We start from the raw sequence: 15,231 nt of genomic DNA, 5'->3' as shown, positions 1-15,231 counted from the left end.
ATGGAGAAGTTCACCACCCACACCGGGATCGTGGCCCCGCTGAAGCGTTCGGCCGTCGACACCGACCAGATCATCCCGGCCGTGTACCTCAAGCGCGTGACCAAGACGGGCTTCGAGGACGCGCTGTTCGCGAACTGGCGTCAGGATCCGGAGTTCATCCTGAACCAGGATGCCTTCCGCTCGGCATCCATTCTCGTCGCGGGTCCCGACTTCGGCACGGGATCCAGCCGTGAGCACGCCGTGTGGGCGCTGCGCGACTACGGCTTCCGTGTCGTCCTGAGCCCGAAGTTCGCGGACATCTTCCGCGGCAACTCCGGCAAGCAGGGGCTGGTCACGGGCGTGATCACCGAGGACGACGTCGAGCGGATCTGGGCCGCGGTCGAGGCGCAGCCCGGTGTCGAGATGACCGTGGATCTCGAGGCGCGAATCGCGACGCTCGGCGATCTCCGAGTCTCGTTCGACATCGACGATTACACTAGGTGGCGGCTTCTCGAAGGACTCGACGACATCGGGCTCACCCTGCGCAGCGAAGACAAGATCGCGCAGTTCGAGGCGCGCCGCGAGGCATGGCGGCCGCGGACCCTCCCGGTCCGCTAAGCCCGGCCGGCCCGATCGGGCCGGTCCGCCGCCCCTCGTCCACGAAGTGAGGTCCACCCCCCTATGAGCACACTCGTTTCCGATACCGGAGAACACCACATCGGACAGCCGAACTGGGAGGCGGCCGAGACCCTCACCATCCGCGGCGGTCGGCCGCTTCGCGGAACGGTCGAAGTCAAGGGGGCGAAGAACCTCGTCACCAAGGCGATGGTGGCCGCCCTCCTGGGCGACACCACCAGCACGCTCCGCGACGTGCCGGACATCAGCGATGTCAAGGTCGTCCGTTCCCTCCTCGAGGTGCACGGCGTGACCGTCACCCCGGGCGACGAAGAGGGCACGCTCCACCTCGACCCGTCGGGCGCGGTCGCCGCGCACTTCGAGGAGATCGACGCGCACGCCGGCGCCTCGCGCATCCCGATCCTGTTCTGCGGGCCGCTGCTGCACCTCCTGGGTGAAGCGTTGATCCCCGATCTCGGGGGATGCCGCATCGGCGACCGTCCGATCAACTTCCACATGGACGCGCTCCGCGCGTTCGGCGCCGTCGTCGACAAGAGCTACGAGGGCATCCGCATCACGGCCCCCAACGGCCTGCACGGCGCGAACATCACGCTGCCGTACCCGAGCGTGGGCGCGACGGAGCAGGTGCTCCTGACGGCCGTGCGCGCCAAGGGCGTCACGGAGCTGCGCAACGCGGCGATCGAGCCCGAGATCATGGACCTCATCGCCGTGCTCCAGAAGATGGGCGCCATCATCTCGTACGAGCCGAACCGCGTGATCTTCATCGAGGGCGTGGACCGTCTCGTCGGCTACGACCACCGCGCGATCTTCGATCGCAACGAGGCGGCGTCGTGGGCGTGCGCGGCGCTGGCCACGGACGGGGAGATCTTCGCCAAGGGCGCGCGCCAGCAGGACATGCTGACCTTCCTCAACGTCTTCCGCAAGGCCGGCGGCTGGTTCGACGTCCGCGAGGACGGCATCCTGTTCCGCCGCGGCGGCGACCTCAAGCCCGTCATGGTCGAGACCGACGTGCACCCGGGGTTCATGACCGACTGGCAGCAGCCGCTCATCGTCGCGCTGACGCAGGCGCACGGCACCTCGACGGTGCACGAGACGGTGTACGAGAACCGGCTCGGCTTCACGCAGGCGTTGAACAAGATGGGCGCCGACATCGTCGTGCACCCGAAGGGCATCGACAGCCCCGATCGGCGGGTTCCGCGTCGCGACCTCGAGCAGGCCGCCGTCATCAACGGACCGACGCCGTTGCACGGCGCCGACGTCGAGGTCCCCGACCTGCGCGGCGGCTACAGCTACGTCATCGCCGCTCTCGCGGCGGAGGGCGAGTCGACGGTGCGCAACATCGGGATCATCCGTCGCGGGTACGAGAAGTTCCTCGAGAAGCTCACCGCTCTCGACGCCGATTTCGACGTCGTGGGCTGAGCGGTGACGGCGTCTCCCGAGAAGAGCCGGCCGAGCGCCTTCTGGCCTCTCGCCGCGGTCGTGGTTCCGCTGGTAGGGGTGTTCGCACGTATCGAGATGCGCGGCGTGGAGAATCTGCCGCGCGAAGGCGCGTACGTGCTCGCCCCCAACCACAACTCGGAGTTCGACCCGCTGGTCGTGGCCGTGGCGGTGTGGCGCGCGGGTCGCGCCCCGCGGTTCCTGGCGAAGGAGAGCCTGTTCAAGGTTCCCGTCCTCGGCGCGGCGCTGCGTGCCACGGGCATGGTCCCCGTGCCGCGGACCTCCTCGAGTGCGAACCAGTCGATCAGGGCGGCGCAGGAGATCGCACGGGACGGGCGGGGTGTCATCGTCTACCCCGAGGGAACGCTGACGCGTGACCCCGAGCTGTGGCCCATGCGCGGCAAGACCGGGGCGGTCCGTCTCGCGCTGGGGGGCGATCTGCCGCTGATCCCGATGGCCCAGTGGGGTGTTCAGCAGATCCTTCCGCGCTACGGCAAGCTCCGCTTCCCCCGTCGCGCCCGAGTGGTCGTGGAGTTCGGTCCGGCGATCGACCTGTCGGAGTACAGCGCGACGGCCACTCAGCCGGCGACGCTGACGCGCGCGACGGACGAACTGATGGCTCGCCTCGCCGAGATGCTCTCGGGCCTGCGCGGTCTGCCCGCGCCCGCTGAGCGATGGAACCCGTCGCAGCACGGGCAGAACGAGACGGGTCGCCTTGAGTCGTAGGAGCGAGGCACCCGGACCCAAGGTCGCCGTCGTCGGCGCCGGCAGCTGGGGCACGACGTTCGGCAAGATCCTCGCCGACGGCGGCGCGTCGGTCGTCATGTGGGCGCGGCGGCCCGAGCTGGCGGCCGAGATCACCGAGTCCAAGCGCAACAGCCGGTACCTGTCGGGTATCAACCTGCCGCGCACGATGACGGCGACGACGAGCCTCGCCGAGGCCCTCGACGGTGCCGAGCAGGTCTACCTGTCGATCCCCAGCCAAGCGCTGCGCGAGAACCTCGCCGCGGTGAAACCGTTGGTCGAGCGCACCGACGCCCCGATCGTTTCGCTCATGAAGGGCGTCGAGAAGTCCACGGGCCTGCGCATGAGCCAGGTCATCGAGCAGGTGCTGCTGTGCGACCCCGCGCGCATCGCGGTGGCATCCGGTCCCAACCTCGCCCTCGAGATCGCCCGTGAGCAGCCCACCGCCGCCGTCATCAGCTCGCTCAGCCCAGAAACGGCGGAAGCCGTCGCCCGACGCGCGCGCAACCGCTACTTCCGGTCCTTCGTCAATACCGACGTGATCGGCACCGAGTTCGGCGGCGTGCTGAAGAACCTCATCGCCGTGGCGATCGGCATCGTCGACGGCGTCGGGTACGGCGAGAACACCAAGGCCTCGATCATCACGCGCGGCCTGGTCGAGATGACCGACTTCGCGGTGGCCCAGGGCGCGCAGCAGGAGACTCTCCAGGGGCTCGCGGGCCTCGGTGACCTCATCGCCACGTGCCAGTCGCCGCTCAGCCGCAACAACACCGCCGGGCGCCTTCTCGGACAGGGCTACTCCTACCAGGACGTGGTGAAGCAGATGCAGCAGACGGCCGAGGGCCTGGCATCCGTCGCTCCCGTCCTGCAGCTCGCACGCGAGGTCGGCGTCGACATGCCGATCGTGCGCCAGGTGAAGATGGTGCTCGACGGCACCATGGATCCGCGCGACATCGCGCCCCATCTCACGACCGACGACGACCAGCCGCAGGGCGAGAGGACGCAGAATGACCAGACCGGCGGTGGTGGTGCTCTTCGGCGGGCGCTCCAGCGAGCATTCGATCAGTTCCGCCACGGCGGGCGGGGTGCTGCGGGCGATCGACCGTGACCGCTTCCGGGTGATTCCGGTCGGGATCACCCGCGAGGGCGCCTTCGTGCTCGAGGACGACGATCCGGACAAGTTCGCGCTGCGACCGGAGGCGCTGCCTGAGGTGCGAGACAACGGCACGCGGGTGCGGCTGCCGGAGTCGGTGCGCTCGCGCGAGTGGAGCGTGACGGATGCCGACGGCGAGCGCTCCCTCGGCGAGGTCGACGTCGTTCTGCCGATCCTGCACGGCCGGTTCGGTGAGGACGGCACGGTCCAGGGACTGCTCGAGCTCCTGGGCATCCCGTACGCCGGTGGCGGCGTGCTGATGTCGGCGATCGGCATGAACAAGAACATGACCAAACGCGTGCTGCGCTCGGCCGGCGTGCCCGTCGTACCGTGGGTCGCCGTGACCCGGGACGACCTGGCGCGCGACCGCGCCCTGTGGGAGCGGCGCATCCGCGCCCTCGATCTCCCCGTGTTCGTCAAGCCGAACGAGGCCGGTTCGAGCGTCGGCGTGACGAAGGTCTCCCGCTGGGAAGACCTGGATGCCGCGCTCGAGACGGCATTCGCCGAGGACCGTCTGGCCCTCGTCGAGCAGGCGATCGTCGGTCGCGAGCTGGAGTGCGGCGTACTGCCCGGACGCGACGGGGGTCCGGTGCGCGTGAGCGTCGCCGGTGAGATCGTGGTGACGGGCCGCGAGTTCTACGACTTCGAGGCGAAGTACCTCGACGTCCCGGGGGTCGATCTCGTGTGCCCCGCCGAGCTGCGTGACGGTGAGCTGGCCGAGATGCAGCGGATCGCGGCGCAGGCCTTCGAGGCACTCGGCGGGGAGGGGCTGGCGCGTGTCGACTTCTTCTACACCGGGGCCGAGTTCTACGTGAACGAGGTCAACACGATGCCCGGTTTCACCCCGATCTCCATGTTCCCGACGTGCTGGATCGCGTCGGGGCTGTCGTACCCCGACCTGATCAGCGACCTGCTGGACGCGGCGCTCGCGCGCGGCTGACGCGGCGCCGGCGCGCGCGGCGGAACAGCGGTGTCAGGGCGTCGCGGTCGGGGCGGGCGTCGCATCATCGGGCGACGTGCAGACCTGGCCCGTCGCGGGCAGGTAGTCCCGGATGAGCGGCGCGAGCGCTTGCGCGACGTCGGCACTGCTGGCAGCGGCGTAGTCGAGGTACACCTGGACCGCGGGCTCGCGGCCGAACGTCGTGAGGGTGTAACGATTCTCGGCGGCCTGTGACTCGTCGACGAGCCAGTCGACGCCGTCGAACGGCCGGCAGGGAAGGGTCGAGGGTCCGGGTGCCTCCAACCCGCACGTGAGGAGGATGCTCGCGGGGTTCCCCCAGGCCCCCGTGGCCTGGGCGTCCGTCCAGCGACGCTCCTGACCGGAGATGCTCTCCGGCAGACGCGAGATGATCTGCGCGCACGCGGGGTCGTTCGCCTGTTCGGCCGGCTGCATCGACACCGTCGTGCTGCACGCGGCGAGTCCCGGCAGCAGGGCGAGGACGGCGATCAGCGCGAAGGCGCGAGGGGAGCGGGGCACCCCTCCAGGCTAATAGCGTGGGAGGGTGACCGACGCCGAGACCACCGTGGGGGAGCTGTCCGAGGGACAGGTGCTGCGCGGCATCCTGGACCGACTCCCCGCCTCGACCGCGACCGTCGGCCCCGGCGACGATGCCGCGGTGCTGGCGGTGCCGGACGGGCGGGTCGTCGCCACCACGGACACGCTCGTGCACGGCCCCGACTTCCGGCTGGCGTGGTCGTCGTCGGTCGACCTCGGGTACAAGTCGGCGGCGGTGAACCTCGCCGACGTCGCGGCCATGGGTGCGCGGCCGATCGCGCTGCTCGTGGCGCTGGCGATGCCCGACGAGACCCCGGTCTCGTTCGTGCGGGGTCTCGCCGACGGTCTCGCGCAGGCCTGCGCCGAGCTCGCGCCGGGCTGTGCCGTCGAGGGCGGTGACCTCACCGTCTCGGACACCCTGACGATCGCCGTGACGGCTCTGGGCACCCTCGACGGACGTGACCCGGTACGCCGTTCGGGCGCGCGGGCGGGGGATGCCGTGCACGTCATCGGCGAGCTCGGCGTGGCGGGACGCGGTCTGAACGTGCTGTTCACCCGCTTCGTGGACGCGAGCGGTGCGCCGCTTCCGGTGACGGAGGACGGGCGGGCGGCCCTCGGCCCCGAGGATTCGCAAGCCCTCGACCGGCAGCTGCGGCCGCGGCCGCCCATCATCGAGGCGCTCCGCGCGGCGGACGTCGGTGCCACGGCGATGATGGACATCTCGGACGGGCTGGCCCTGGATGCCGAGCGCCTCGCCGACGCGTCCGGGGTGACGATCGCCTTCGACGCGGCTGCGCTGGGCGACGATCTCGCGCTCGCGCTGAGCGGGGGAGAGGACCACGGGTTCCTGGTCACGTTCCCCGCGGGCACGGTCGGCCCAGGTCAGCGCGTGGGTACGGTCCAGCCCCGCGGCGAGGTCGCGGTGACCGTCGGCGGCCGCCCCTGGACGGGCCGCACCGGATGGGATCCGTATCGGGACTGGGACGCCCACCGCGGCTGAGCGGTCACGCGCGCGGAAGTGCGGGACGGCCCCACCACAGCGTGGTGTCGCCGTAGGTGCGGTCGCGTTCGGCTTCGAGTCCCGCGGTGGTCCAGTCCGGTGCTGCCGAACGTTTGGCGCGCTCGACGACCACCGCGGCATCCGGGCTCAGACGAGGAGTGAGGGCGGCGAGGACGCGGGCGACCTCGTCGTCGGAGACGTCGTAGGGCGGGTCGAGGAACACCAGGTCCCACTCGGCGGTCGAAGTCTCGACGAAGGTCGTCGCGTTCGCGCGGTGCACTCGGGCGACGCCGCGGACACCCGCGGAACGGAGTCGTTCGGCGTTCTTGCGGATCAGTGCGGCGGCCGGAGCCGACAGTTCGACCAGATCGGCGGAGGCGGCGCCGCGGCTGAGGCTCTCGAGCCCCAGCGCGCCGGAGCCGGCGTACAGGTCGAGCACGCGCGCACCGTCGATGAGATCCGCCGACTCCAGCGCACCGAAGAGCGACTCGCGCACGCGGTCGCTGGTGGGGCGCGTGCCCTTGGCGGGGACGTCGAGAACCGTGCCGCCCGCGCGGCCGGAGATGATGCGGGTCACCGTCTCACCCTACAAACCGCGGTGTCGGAGCCGATGCCTAGACTCGGTGCATGCCCGGTCTCTCGCTGTCGTCTCGACTCGACGGCGCCGTGGGCGGCAAGACCGCCGCGGCGTTCGAGCGCGCGTTCGGGATGAAGACCGTCGGCGAGCTGCTCGAGCACTACCCGCGCCGGTACGCCAAACGAGGGGAGCTCACGCCGATCTCATCGCTGCCGCTCGGCGAGCCGGTGACGATCGTCGCCGAGGTGGTCAGCGCGACCGAGCGGCGCATGCAGAACCGCCGCGGGTCGCTGCTCGAGGTCATCATCAGCGACGGTGACGGGCGCATGTCGCTGACCTTCTTCAACCAGGCGTGGCGTCTGAAGGATCTCACGCCCGGCCGACGCGGCATCTTCTCCGGCAAGGTGGGGGAGTATCGGCGCCAGACGCAGCTGACCCACCCCGACTACGCGCTGTTCGACGATCTCGAGGAGGCTCGCGCCGAGGCCGAGGTGAACTCGAAGCGGCCGATCCCGATCTACCCGGCGACGAGTACCGTGCCGAGCCCGCTCGTGCAGAAGACGATTGCGCTGGTCCTCGACGCGCTCGGCGCCATCGACGATCCGCTGCCCGACGAGCTGCGCGAGCGCCATGGTCTGGTCGCTGCCCGGACGGCGCTCGAGCACATCCATCGGCCGTACCACGACGACGAGATCCCGCCCGCGGTCGCGACCCTTCGGATGCAGGAGGCGTTCGTCCTGCAGACCGCGCTGCTGCAGCAGCGTCAGTTCGTCCGCGCGCTGTCGGCGACGAAGCGTCCTGCGGCCCCGGGTGGGCTCCTGGAGCGCTTCGATGCGGCTCTGCCGTTCGCCCTCACCCCGGATCAAGAGAGCGTGGGTGCCCGCATCGCCGACGACCTGGTGGGCGACTGGCCGATGAACCGCCTGGTGCAGGGCGAGGTCGGGTCCGGGAAGACGCTCGTCGCCCTCCGCGCCATGCTGCAGGTCGCCGAGTCGGGCGGACAGTCCGCTCTCATCGCGCCGACCGAGGTGCTCGCCGCGCAGCACGTGCGGTCGATCGCGAAGATGCTCGGTCCGCAGCTGGCCCCCGAGCTCATGCCCACGCTCCTCACCGGTCAACTTCCGGCCGCCGAGCGTCGCCGCGCCGCACTCCGGGTGGCATCCGGCCAGGCGCGGATCGTCGTGGGCACCCACGCGCTTCTCAGCTCCACCACGACCTTCGCCGATCTCGGCTTCGTCGTCGTCGACGAGCAGCACCGCTTCGGCGTCGACCAGCGCGAGGCGCTCCGCGCGAAGGGCGACTCGCCGCACACGCTGGTCCTGACCGCGACGCCGATCCCGCGCACCGTCGCCATGACGGTCTTCGGCGACCTCGATGTCTCCACCATCCGCACGATGCCCGCGGGGAGGGCCGGCATCCAGACCTTCGTCGCACCGCTCGCCGAGAAGCCCGGCTGGTTCGCCCGGGTGTGGGATCGGGTGGCGGAGGAAGTCTCCCAATCGCGCCAAGCGTTCGTCGTCTGCGCGGCGATCGATGCCGAGAAGTTGACCTCTGATGAGGTCGGTGACGAACCCGCGGACGACGCGGCCGACACACGCACCCGGTGGGGGGTGGTCCAGGTGCAGGCCCTGCTGGACACACTGCCGGCGTTCGCCGACATCCGCGTCGAGATCCTGCACGGCAAGATGCACGCCGACGAGAAGGATGCCGTGATGCAGGCCTTCGCGCGCGGCGACATCGATGTGCTGGTGGCGACGACCGTCATCGAGGTCGGCGTCGACGTGCCCAACGCCTCCACCATGGTGATCCTCGAGGCCGACCGCTTCGGCGTGTCGCAGCTGCATCAGCTGCGCGGTCGCGTCGGTCGCGGTGGCCTTCCCGGCCTGTGCCTCCTCGTGACCGAAGCCGCGCCCGGCACGTCGTCGCGATCGCGGGTCGAGGCCGTGGCCCGCACGCTCGACGGCTTCGAGCTCGCCGAGGTCGACCTGGAGCTGCGCGGCGAGGGCGACGTGCTCGGCGGTGCGCAGTCGGGGGTCCGATCGTCGCTGCGGCTCCTGCGGGTGGTCACCGACGCCGACCTCATCGTCGAGGCACGCGCCGCCGCCGAAACCGTGCTCGCCGATGACCCCGCGCTGGTCCGGCATCCTGGGCTCGCCGCCGCGCTGGAGCGCCGCGTGGGTGTGGAGGAGCGCGCGGCCCTGGCGAAGTCGTGATCGGTAGGCTGGCGGCATGAGTCCGCGGATCGCCGTCGTACCCGGTTCCTTCGACCCCCCGACGCGGGGCCACCTCGATGTCATCCGCCGCGCGGCGGGCCTGTTCGACCAACTCCACGTGCTCGTCGTCCACAACCCCGGCAAAGAGGCCATGCTGCCCATCGCGCAGCGCCAGGCCCTGCTCGAGCAGTCGATCCAGGAAGAGGGCATCGAGGGCGACGTCGTCGTCGCCGCGTGGAGCATGGGACTCCTGGTCGACTACGCCACCGACGTGGGCGCGCAGGTGCTCGTCAAAGGCATCCGTTCGCAGGTCGACGTGGCCTACGAGACCCCGATGGCGATCGTCAACCGCGATCTGGCGCACGTCGAGACGGTGTTCCTCCTGCCCGACCCCTCTCACGCGCTCGTGTCGAGTTCGCTCGTCCGGCAGGTCGCGGCACTCGGTGGAGACGTCTCGCCGTACGTGCCCGGGCCGGTGGCGCGGTTCCTCGACACCGGCTCACGGGGACTCTGACCTCCCTCGCCCGCCCGGCCCCCGTTCAGGGGCGCGCGGGTAGCATGGACGACCGTGAGAACCCACCGACCCGGCCCCTTCCAGCTCCCCGTGCGCGACATCGAGCGCAAGCCGGGGGAGATGCGTGAGCACGAACTGGACATCCCCGCGCCCGAGAAATGGGGCGAGGGTCTGGTGTCCGTCGCCGCCGACGAGCCGCTCGAGATCGATGTGCGGTTGGAGTCTGTGCACGAAGGCATCCTGGTGTCCGGAACGGTCGACACCACCGCCACCGGTGTGTGCGGTCGCTGCCTCATCGACATCACTGAGCCTGTCGAAGTCGAGTTCCAGGAACTTTTCGCGTATCCTGGGGAGGAAGCGAACGACTTCGAAGTTCAAGACGACCACGTGGATCTTGAAAATCTGGTCCGGGATGCCATCGTCCTCTCGCTTCCGTTCCAGCCGGTGTGTCAGCCGGATTGCCTCGGGCTCGACCCGGTCACGGGTGAGAAGCTGACGGAGAGCGCCGGCGACACGGAGCAGACGCCCGTCGATCCTCGGTGGGCCGCGCTCCAGCAGTACACCCCAGACGACGGCGATGCGCTCCGCGCCGCCCCCAAGACAGAGAAGAGCTAGTCATGGCAGGTAACCCCCCGAAGCGGAAGGTCTCCCGCTCCAACACCCGCTCGCGTCGCGCGCAGTGGAAGGCCGAAGCCCCCGCGCTGGTCAAGACCGTCGAGAACGGCAAGGTCGTCTACAGCCGCCCCCACCAGGCGAAGGTCGTCACCGACTCGCAGGGCACCGAGCTCTTCCTCGAGTACAAGGGCCGCAAGGTCGCCGACGTCTGATCAACGTCCGGTGACGCGTTTCTCTGCGCTCATCGAGAAGCTCGGGGTCGACATCGACCCCGAGCTTCTTTCTCTTGCGCTGACCCATCGCTCGTTCGCCTACGAGAACGGCGGCATTCCGCACAACGAGCGCCTCGAGTTCCTCGGCGATTCGGTGCTGGCCCAGGCCGTCACCGTGCGGCTGTACACCGGGCATCCGGATCTCGACGAGGGCAGCCTCGCCAAGCGCCGCGCCAGCGTCGTGTCGACGGTGGCGCTGGCCGAGGTGGCCCGAGGCATCGGTCTGGGTGATCACGTCCGGCTCGGGCGGGGAGAGATCCTCACCGGTGGACGCGACAAGGACTCGATCCTCGCCGACACGATGGAAGCGGTGATCGGCGCGACCTATCTGTCGGCCGGACCGGATGCCGCCACAGCACTGGTGCTGCGTCTGGTCGAGCCGCTTCTGGCCGATCCCGACCGCTACGGTGCGGCGATGGATCCGAAGACGAGCCTGCAGGAGATCTCCGCCCGCCTGGCGCTTCCGGCGCCGGTGTACTCGGTCGAGGCGACCGGTCCCGACCACGATCGCCGGTTCACCGCAACGGTCGTCGCCGGTGACGTCACCACACAGGGCACCGGTTCCAGCAAGAAGCAGGCCGAGATGGCGGCCGCGCTCACGGCGTGGCGCGAGCTCAACGCCCGTGCCTGAGCTGCCCGAGGTCGAAGTCGTCCGCGCCGGCCTCGAACCCGCCGTCAGCGGCGCACTCATCGCCTCGGTCGACGTCCGCGATGCGCGGGCGCTGACCCGTCACACCGGCACCGGCGAGCACTTCGAGGCGGAGCTCACCGGCCGTCGCATCGACGCGGCGGTGCGGCGGGGCAAATTCCTGTGGATGCCGGTCGGCGGCGAGGAGGCGATCGTCGCGCACCTGGGGATGAGCGGTCAGATGCTCCTACGTGCCCCGGGCGCGCCCCCGGAGCGTCACGAGCGCATCCGCATCGAGCTCGAGAACCCGCTGCACGGGTCTCTCTCGCTTGTCTTCGCCGACCAGCGGACGTTCGGCTCCCTCGCGATCGATCAGCTCGTCGACACTCCGGATGCCGCGGCCGGCGGCCGGGGCTCGTCGATTCCGCGCGTGCCGACGCAGGTCTCCCACATCGCTCGCGATCCGCTCGACCCCGCGTTCGACGAGGCGCGTTTCCGCGCGCGGCTCGCGCGTACGTCGTCGGGCATCAAGCGCGTGCTGCTCGATCAGACCGTTGCGAGCGGCATCGGCAACATCTACGCCGATGAATCACTGTGGGCCGCCCGGATCCACCCCGAGACCGCCGCATCCGCTCTCCCGACGCGCTCCGTGAACCGCCTGCTGTCCGAGGTGCGCGCGGTGCTCGAGAAGGCTCTCGCCGAGGGAGGTACGAGCTTCGATGCGCAGTACGTGAACGTCAATGGGCAGGCCGGCTACTTCGCGCACTCGCTGAACGCCTACGGGCGCACCGGTCAGCCGTGCCCGCGGTGCGGCCGGCCGATCGTGCGCGTATCGTTCATGAACCGCTCGAGCCACTTCTGCCCGCGCTGCCAGCGCGAACGATGATCGACGGACACGAGACGAGGCTTGACCTCAAGCGCATGAAGTGTGCTGGGCTGGTCCCATGTCTCTGCTCACCATCCAGCAGGCCGCGCGTCGGTCGGGCCTCAGCGAACCCACCCTCCGGTACTACGAGGAGGTCGGCCTCATCGGCCCGATCGCACGTGACGGCACGAGCGGTCACCGCCGTTACCGCGAGGCCGATCTCGACACTCTGCAGGTGCTCGCGTGCCTACGGGCGATGGGGGTCGGAATCGAGGACATGCGTACCTATCAGCGCAACCGTGCCCTCGGCAACGAAGCCGCTTCCGCGCAGCGTGACATCCTCCTCCGTCACGCGGAGCGGGTGGAGCTGGAGATCGCCACGCTCGGGGTGCACCTCGAGTACCTGCGCCGCAAGGCGGCGCTGTGGGATGCCCGTGACCGCGGAGACGCGGCGGACGAGGCAGAGGCGCAGATGCAGGTCCAGCGGATCCTCCCCGATCTGGAGAGAGTGGTTCGCGCTTGACTTCATGCGCTTGAGGTCTGTTCGACTCTCCCTATGAACAGTTCACATGACACCGTCCTCGTCACCGGGGCCTCCGGCTACCTGGGGTCCCGTATCGTCACCGACCTCCTCCAGCGCGGTACCGATGTCCGGGCCACGGTCCGCTCCCTCGACGCGGAGCCGGCGCTTCGCGAGGCCGTGCGTCGCGGGGGTGCCGACGACCGCGGCTTGGACGTCGTCGTCGCGTCGCTGACCGACGACGACGGATGGGATGCCGCGGTCGCCGGTACCGCGGGCGTCTACCACGTGGCATCCCCCATGACCCATCTCACCGAGGACCCGGAGATCGTGGTCACGCCGGCGCGCGACGGGGCGCTGCGCGTGCTCCGGGCAGCGCGGAACGCCGGGGTCGCGCGCGTCGTGCTGACCTCGTCGTTCGCAGCGGTCGGGTACTCGCAGAAGCCCCTCAACGCGCGCGGCGCGCGGGAGTTCGATGAGCACGACTGGACCGACCCCGACGCTCCCGGGCTGCCCGCCTACCCGCGGTCGAAGACCGTCGCCGAACGAGCCGCATGGGACTTCGTCCGGAGCGAGGGCGGTGGCCTCGAACTCGTCGTCCTGAACCCGACGTGGATCGCCGGCCCCGCGTTGACCTCCGACCCTCGCTCCTCCCTGCAGGCCCTCCTCGCGATGCTGAGCGGGGGGATGCCGGTCGCACCGCGGCAGCGCTTCGGCATCGCCGACGTGCGCGATGTGTCGACGGCCCACCTCTCGGCTATGCACGCCCCGGACGCCGCAGGCAAGCGCTACCTGCTGCTCGCGGACGGACCGACCACGACGTGGCTCGGTGTGGCGACCGTTCTCCGCGATCACTTCGGTGAACTCGCCGTGCGCACGCCCCGGGAAGAAGCGCCCGGTGAAGACCTGCCGCCGCTTGTGATCCACAACGAGCGCGCGAAGGCCGAGCTCGGGTTCGCTCCTCGATCCGCGGAAAGCACGATCGTCGAGACGGTCGAGGACATGCGCGAGCGCGGAATGCTGGACCGTTCGCTCTGACCCCCGTTCAGAGTCTGCCGGGGAGCGCGCCGCCGCGCGCGGCCGCCCCCGGCATCAGTCGAGCACCTTCTGCCACGCGCCCTCGTAGGAGGTCGGCGCGAACCCGATCGTCTCGTTGATCGAGAGCATGGGCCGGTTCTCCTCGGCGTTGTACGTCATGACGCGAGACGACTCGGGAACGGCGTCGTGCCATGCGAGGAGTCCGGCGCACTTCACGAGCATGCCGAGGCGGTGTCCGCGGTGGGCGGCGACGACCAGGGTGTCCTCTTGACTGGTCACTGCCGTGCGATCCTTGCCGATGGCCAGTTCGTTGAACGCTGCGAGCTCGCCGGTGTCGACATGCTGCGCGACCGTCACGAGAACGTGTCGCTCGGCGTCGGTGTAGACCCGTTCCCAATCGGCGACCCGCGCCGCGTCCCACTTCTCCTCGTCGTAATCCAGGCCCGCGGACGGGGCGTCCGTGATCATGCGTGACTTCATGGCGGCGTAGGCATCCACGAACTCCGGCGGAGTGGGGAGGGTCCATTGGATGACGCGGTAGCCGACGGCCGCCTCCTCCGCCTCGGCGAGGAGGCGCCGCAGATGGGGTTCGGAGTCGGTGAGCGTGAGATAGCTCTGTCGGACGATCTGCTCGAGCGTGTACCCCGCGGCGAGGAAGAATCGGGCGGCGTGATCGAGCGGGACGCGGCCGAACCCCGTGGGGGCGGCGAGGTGGGGACCATCGGCTGCCGGGTGCTCGGCCCAGGACTGCAGCACCGTGCGCCCGTGGTCGCGTGCGGTGCGCTCGATCAGGTCGAGGGCGGCACGGCCGATGCCACGGCCCCAGACGCGGCGCCGCAGTTCGATGAGCCAGAAGCCCGTCCGCGCCCCGTCCTCCTGCGGGAGGTCGAGGCCGACCCGACCGACCACCTCGCCGTCGAGGACGGCGAGCCACAGGAGGCGGATCTGAGAGGAGGTCGGGCGGTAGACGGGCAGCAGCTCGTCGGCGGGCATTGCATGGTCGTCGTGGCCGGCGATCTCGGCGTAGACGAGATTGCGCACGCGCGACATCTCACGGAAGTCGGCGGCGTCGGCGTCGTGGATCGAGGTCGGGATACGCAGGGGGCGCAGCTCGAGGCCGGCGGGAAGAGCAGTCATGTCGGATCTTTCGTGCGGGACAGTCGGGTGGGGCCGGGGGAGCGGCCCCACCCGATCAGAGCGGGGGACGGATGTGCAGCGCGAGCCGCTGCCAGTCGGCCTCGCGTTGTTGCCGCTCGAGGGCGTTGAGACGGGCGAGGTGGGCCATCTCGGCGGTGTGCGCGGCGCAGTGCGTCGCCGCGTCGGCGCGCGCGGCGGCTCGGACCAGCAGCCACAGGCCGAGCCGAAGGGAGAGACGGTCGATCGGACCGAGACGGCGCTGGGCCGAGGTCTCGACGACGGGGACGGAAAACGCGGATGCCGTGTGCTGCGGCGCGCGCGTGAGCGAAGTGGGCCGCGTCCGTTTGAGTGGTGGTCTTTCGCTTCGTTGCGATGATCAGCTGTCGTTAGTTTAGGCGGCGGTGATCT

General features: G+C 70.2%; 17 protein-coding genes. 14 read left to right on the top strand and 3 right to left on the bottom strand.

What is annotated here, in order from left to right; all coding sequences use genetic code 11:
* From leuD to LL239_RS09985, 5 genes are all read left to right on the top strand, one after another.
* A complete protein-coding gene (gene leuD / locus LL239_RS10005; protein WP_228163296.1) occupies positions 1-597 on the top strand; it encodes a 3-isopropylmalate dehydratase small subunit in 597 nt (198 codons plus the stop codon).
* A 63-nt stretch (positions 598-660) separates the two neighbouring features.
* A complete protein-coding gene (murA, locus tag LL239_RS10000; protein WP_228163295.1) occupies positions 661-2,034 on the top strand; it encodes a UDP-N-acetylglucosamine 1-carboxyvinyltransferase in 1,374 nt (457 codons plus the stop codon).
* Positions 2,035-2,037: 3 nt separating this feature from the next.
* Positions 2,038-2,778 carry a lysophospholipid acyltransferase family protein gene (locus tag LL239_RS09995; RefSeq protein WP_228163294.1) on the top strand — a complete coding sequence of 247 codons (741 nt, stop codon included), beginning with the start codon at positions 2,038-2,040 and terminating at the stop codon, positions 2,776-2,778.
* Positions 2,768-3,904 carry an NAD(P)H-dependent glycerol-3-phosphate dehydrogenase gene (locus LL239_RS09990; RefSeq protein WP_228163293.1) on the top strand — a complete coding sequence of 379 codons (1,137 nt, stop codon included), beginning with the start codon at positions 2,768-2,770 and terminating at the stop codon, positions 3,902-3,904. The genes LL239_RS09995 and LL239_RS09990 overlap by 11 nt, the downstream gene beginning before the upstream one ends.
* On the top strand, positions 3,804-4,889 hold the full coding sequence (locus LL239_RS09985) for a D-alanine--D-alanine ligase family protein (RefSeq protein WP_228163292.1): 1,086 nt from the start codon (positions 3,804-3,806) through the stop codon (positions 4,887-4,889). The genes LL239_RS09990 and LL239_RS09985 overlap by 101 nt, the downstream gene beginning before the upstream one ends.
* Positions 4,890-4,922: 33 nt before the next feature.
* Here LL239_RS09985 and LL239_RS09980 read toward each other — a convergent pair whose 3' ends face one another.
* Complete coding sequence (locus tag LL239_RS09980) at positions 4,923-5,426, bottom strand: DUF3515 family protein (protein ID WP_228163291.1); 504 nt, start codon at positions 5,424-5,426, stop codon at positions 4,923-4,925.
* A gap of 25 nt (positions 5,427-5,451) precedes the next feature.
* On the opposite strand from LL239_RS09980, the gene thiL reads away from it, so the two are divergent.
* On the top strand, positions 5,452-6,444 hold the full coding sequence (thiL, locus tag LL239_RS09975) for a thiamine-phosphate kinase (RefSeq protein ID WP_228163290.1): 993 nt from the start codon (positions 5,452-5,454) through the stop codon (positions 6,442-6,444).
* A 4-nt stretch (positions 6,445-6,448) separates the two neighbouring features.
* Here thiL and rsmD read toward each other — a convergent pair whose 3' ends face one another.
* Positions 6,449-7,021, bottom strand: coding sequence for a 16S rRNA (guanine(966)-N(2))-methyltransferase RsmD (gene rsmD / locus LL239_RS09970; protein ID WP_228163289.1), 573 nt, complete (start codon positions 7,019-7,021; stop codon positions 6,449-6,451).
* Between the two features lie 50 nt (positions 7,022-7,071).
* On the opposite strand from rsmD, the gene LL239_RS09965 reads away from it, so the two are divergent.
* The 8 genes from LL239_RS09965 (at position 7,072) to LL239_RS09930 (ending at position 13,686) form a co-directional block, all read left to right on the top strand.
* A complete protein-coding gene (locus LL239_RS09965; RefSeq protein ID WP_228163288.1) occupies positions 7,072-9,234 on the top strand; it encodes an ATP-dependent DNA helicase RecG in 2,163 nt (720 codons plus the stop codon).
* 16 nt (positions 9,235-9,250) lie between these two features.
* Complete coding sequence (coaD, locus tag LL239_RS09960) at positions 9,251-9,748, top strand: pantetheine-phosphate adenylyltransferase (RefSeq protein ID WP_228163287.1); 498 nt, start codon at positions 9,251-9,253, stop codon at positions 9,746-9,748.
* A gap of 120 nt (positions 9,749-9,868) precedes the next feature.
* Entirely contained in the window at positions 9,869-10,363 is a 495-nt protein-coding gene (locus LL239_RS09955; RefSeq protein WP_228163506.1) for a YceD family protein, read from the top strand.
* A gap of 2 nt (positions 10,364-10,365) precedes the next feature.
* Complete coding sequence (gene rpmF, locus LL239_RS09950) at positions 10,366-10,575, top strand: 50S ribosomal protein L32 (protein WP_050721097.1); 210 nt, start codon at positions 10,366-10,368, stop codon at positions 10,573-10,575.
* Positions 10,576-10,585: 10 nt separating this feature from the next.
* A complete protein-coding gene (gene rnc, locus LL239_RS09945; protein ID WP_228163286.1) occupies positions 10,586-11,266 on the top strand; it encodes a ribonuclease III in 681 nt (226 codons plus the stop codon).
* Positions 11,259-12,149: a bifunctional DNA-formamidopyrimidine glycosylase/DNA-(apurinic or apyrimidinic site) lyase gene (gene mutM, locus LL239_RS09940; RefSeq protein ID WP_228163285.1), complete on the top strand. Its 891-nt coding sequence runs from the start codon at positions 11,259-11,261 to the stop codon at positions 12,147-12,149. Before rnc ends, mutM begins: the two co-directional genes overlap by 8 nt.
* Positions 12,150-12,207: 58 nt before the next feature.
* Positions 12,208-12,651: a MerR family transcriptional regulator gene (locus LL239_RS09935; protein WP_228163284.1), complete on the top strand. Its 444-nt coding sequence runs from the start codon at positions 12,208-12,210 to the stop codon at positions 12,649-12,651.
* Positions 12,652-12,684: 33 nt separating this feature from the next.
* On the top strand, positions 12,685-13,686 hold the full coding sequence (locus LL239_RS09930; protein WP_228163283.1) for an NAD-dependent epimerase/dehydratase family protein: 1,002 nt from the start codon (positions 12,685-12,687) through the stop codon (positions 13,684-13,686).
* Between the two features lie 54 nt (positions 13,687-13,740).
* Here LL239_RS09930 and LL239_RS09925 read toward each other — a convergent pair whose 3' ends face one another.
* Positions 13,741-14,823 (bottom strand): GNAT family N-acetyltransferase, encoded by a 1,083-nt coding sequence (locus tag LL239_RS09925; protein ID WP_228163281.1) that lies wholly within the window; start codon positions 14,821-14,823, stop codon positions 13,741-13,743.
* Positions 14,824-15,231: the final 408 nt, after the last annotated feature.

Origin of the sequence: Microbacterium testaceum (assembly GCF_020781835.1) — a bacterium.
In the GTDB taxonomy this organism is placed as follows: Bacteria; Actinomycetota; Actinomycetes; order Actinomycetales; family Microbacteriaceae; genus Microbacterium; species Microbacterium testaceum_H.
This window is presented reverse-complemented; position numbering and strand designations above follow the sequence as displayed.

Bases quoted from the DNA above. Each gene is read 5' to 3' on its own strand.
- leuD (WP_228163296.1), top strand. From the start codon at position 1: ATGGAGAAGTTCACCACCCACACCGGGATCGTGGCCCCGCTGAAGCGT.
- murA (WP_228163295.1), top strand. From the start codon at position 661: ATGAGCACACTCGTTTCCGATACCGGAGAACACCACATCGGACAGCCG.
- LL239_RS09985 (WP_228163292.1), top strand. From the start codon at position 3,804: ATGACCAGACCGGCGGTGGTGGTGCTCTTCGGCGGGCGCTCCAGCGAG.
- LL239_RS09965 (WP_228163288.1), top strand. From the start codon at position 7,072: ATGCCCGGTCTCTCGCTGTCGTCTCGACTCGACGGCGCCGTGGGCGGC.
- coaD (WP_228163287.1), top strand. From the start codon at position 9,251: ATGAGTCCGCGGATCGCCGTCGTACCCGGTTCCTTCGACCCCCCGACG.
- LL239_RS09955 (WP_228163506.1), top strand. From the start codon at position 9,869: ATGCGTGAGCACGAACTGGACATCCCCGCGCCCGAGAAATGGGGCGAG.
- rpmF (WP_050721097.1), top strand. From the start codon at position 10,366: ATGGCAGGTAACCCCCCGAAGCGGAAGGTCTCCCGCTCCAACACCCGC.
- LL239_RS09935 (WP_228163284.1), top strand. From the start codon at position 12,208: ATGTCTCTGCTCACCATCCAGCAGGCCGCGCGTCGGTCGGGCCTCAGC.
- LL239_RS09930 (WP_228163283.1), top strand. From the start codon at position 12,685: ATGAACAGTTCACATGACACCGTCCTCGTCACCGGGGCCTCCGGCTAC.
- LL239_RS09925 (WP_228163281.1), bottom strand. From the start codon at position 14,823: ATGACTGCTCTTCCCGCCGGCCTCGAGCTGCGCCCCCTGCGTATCCCG.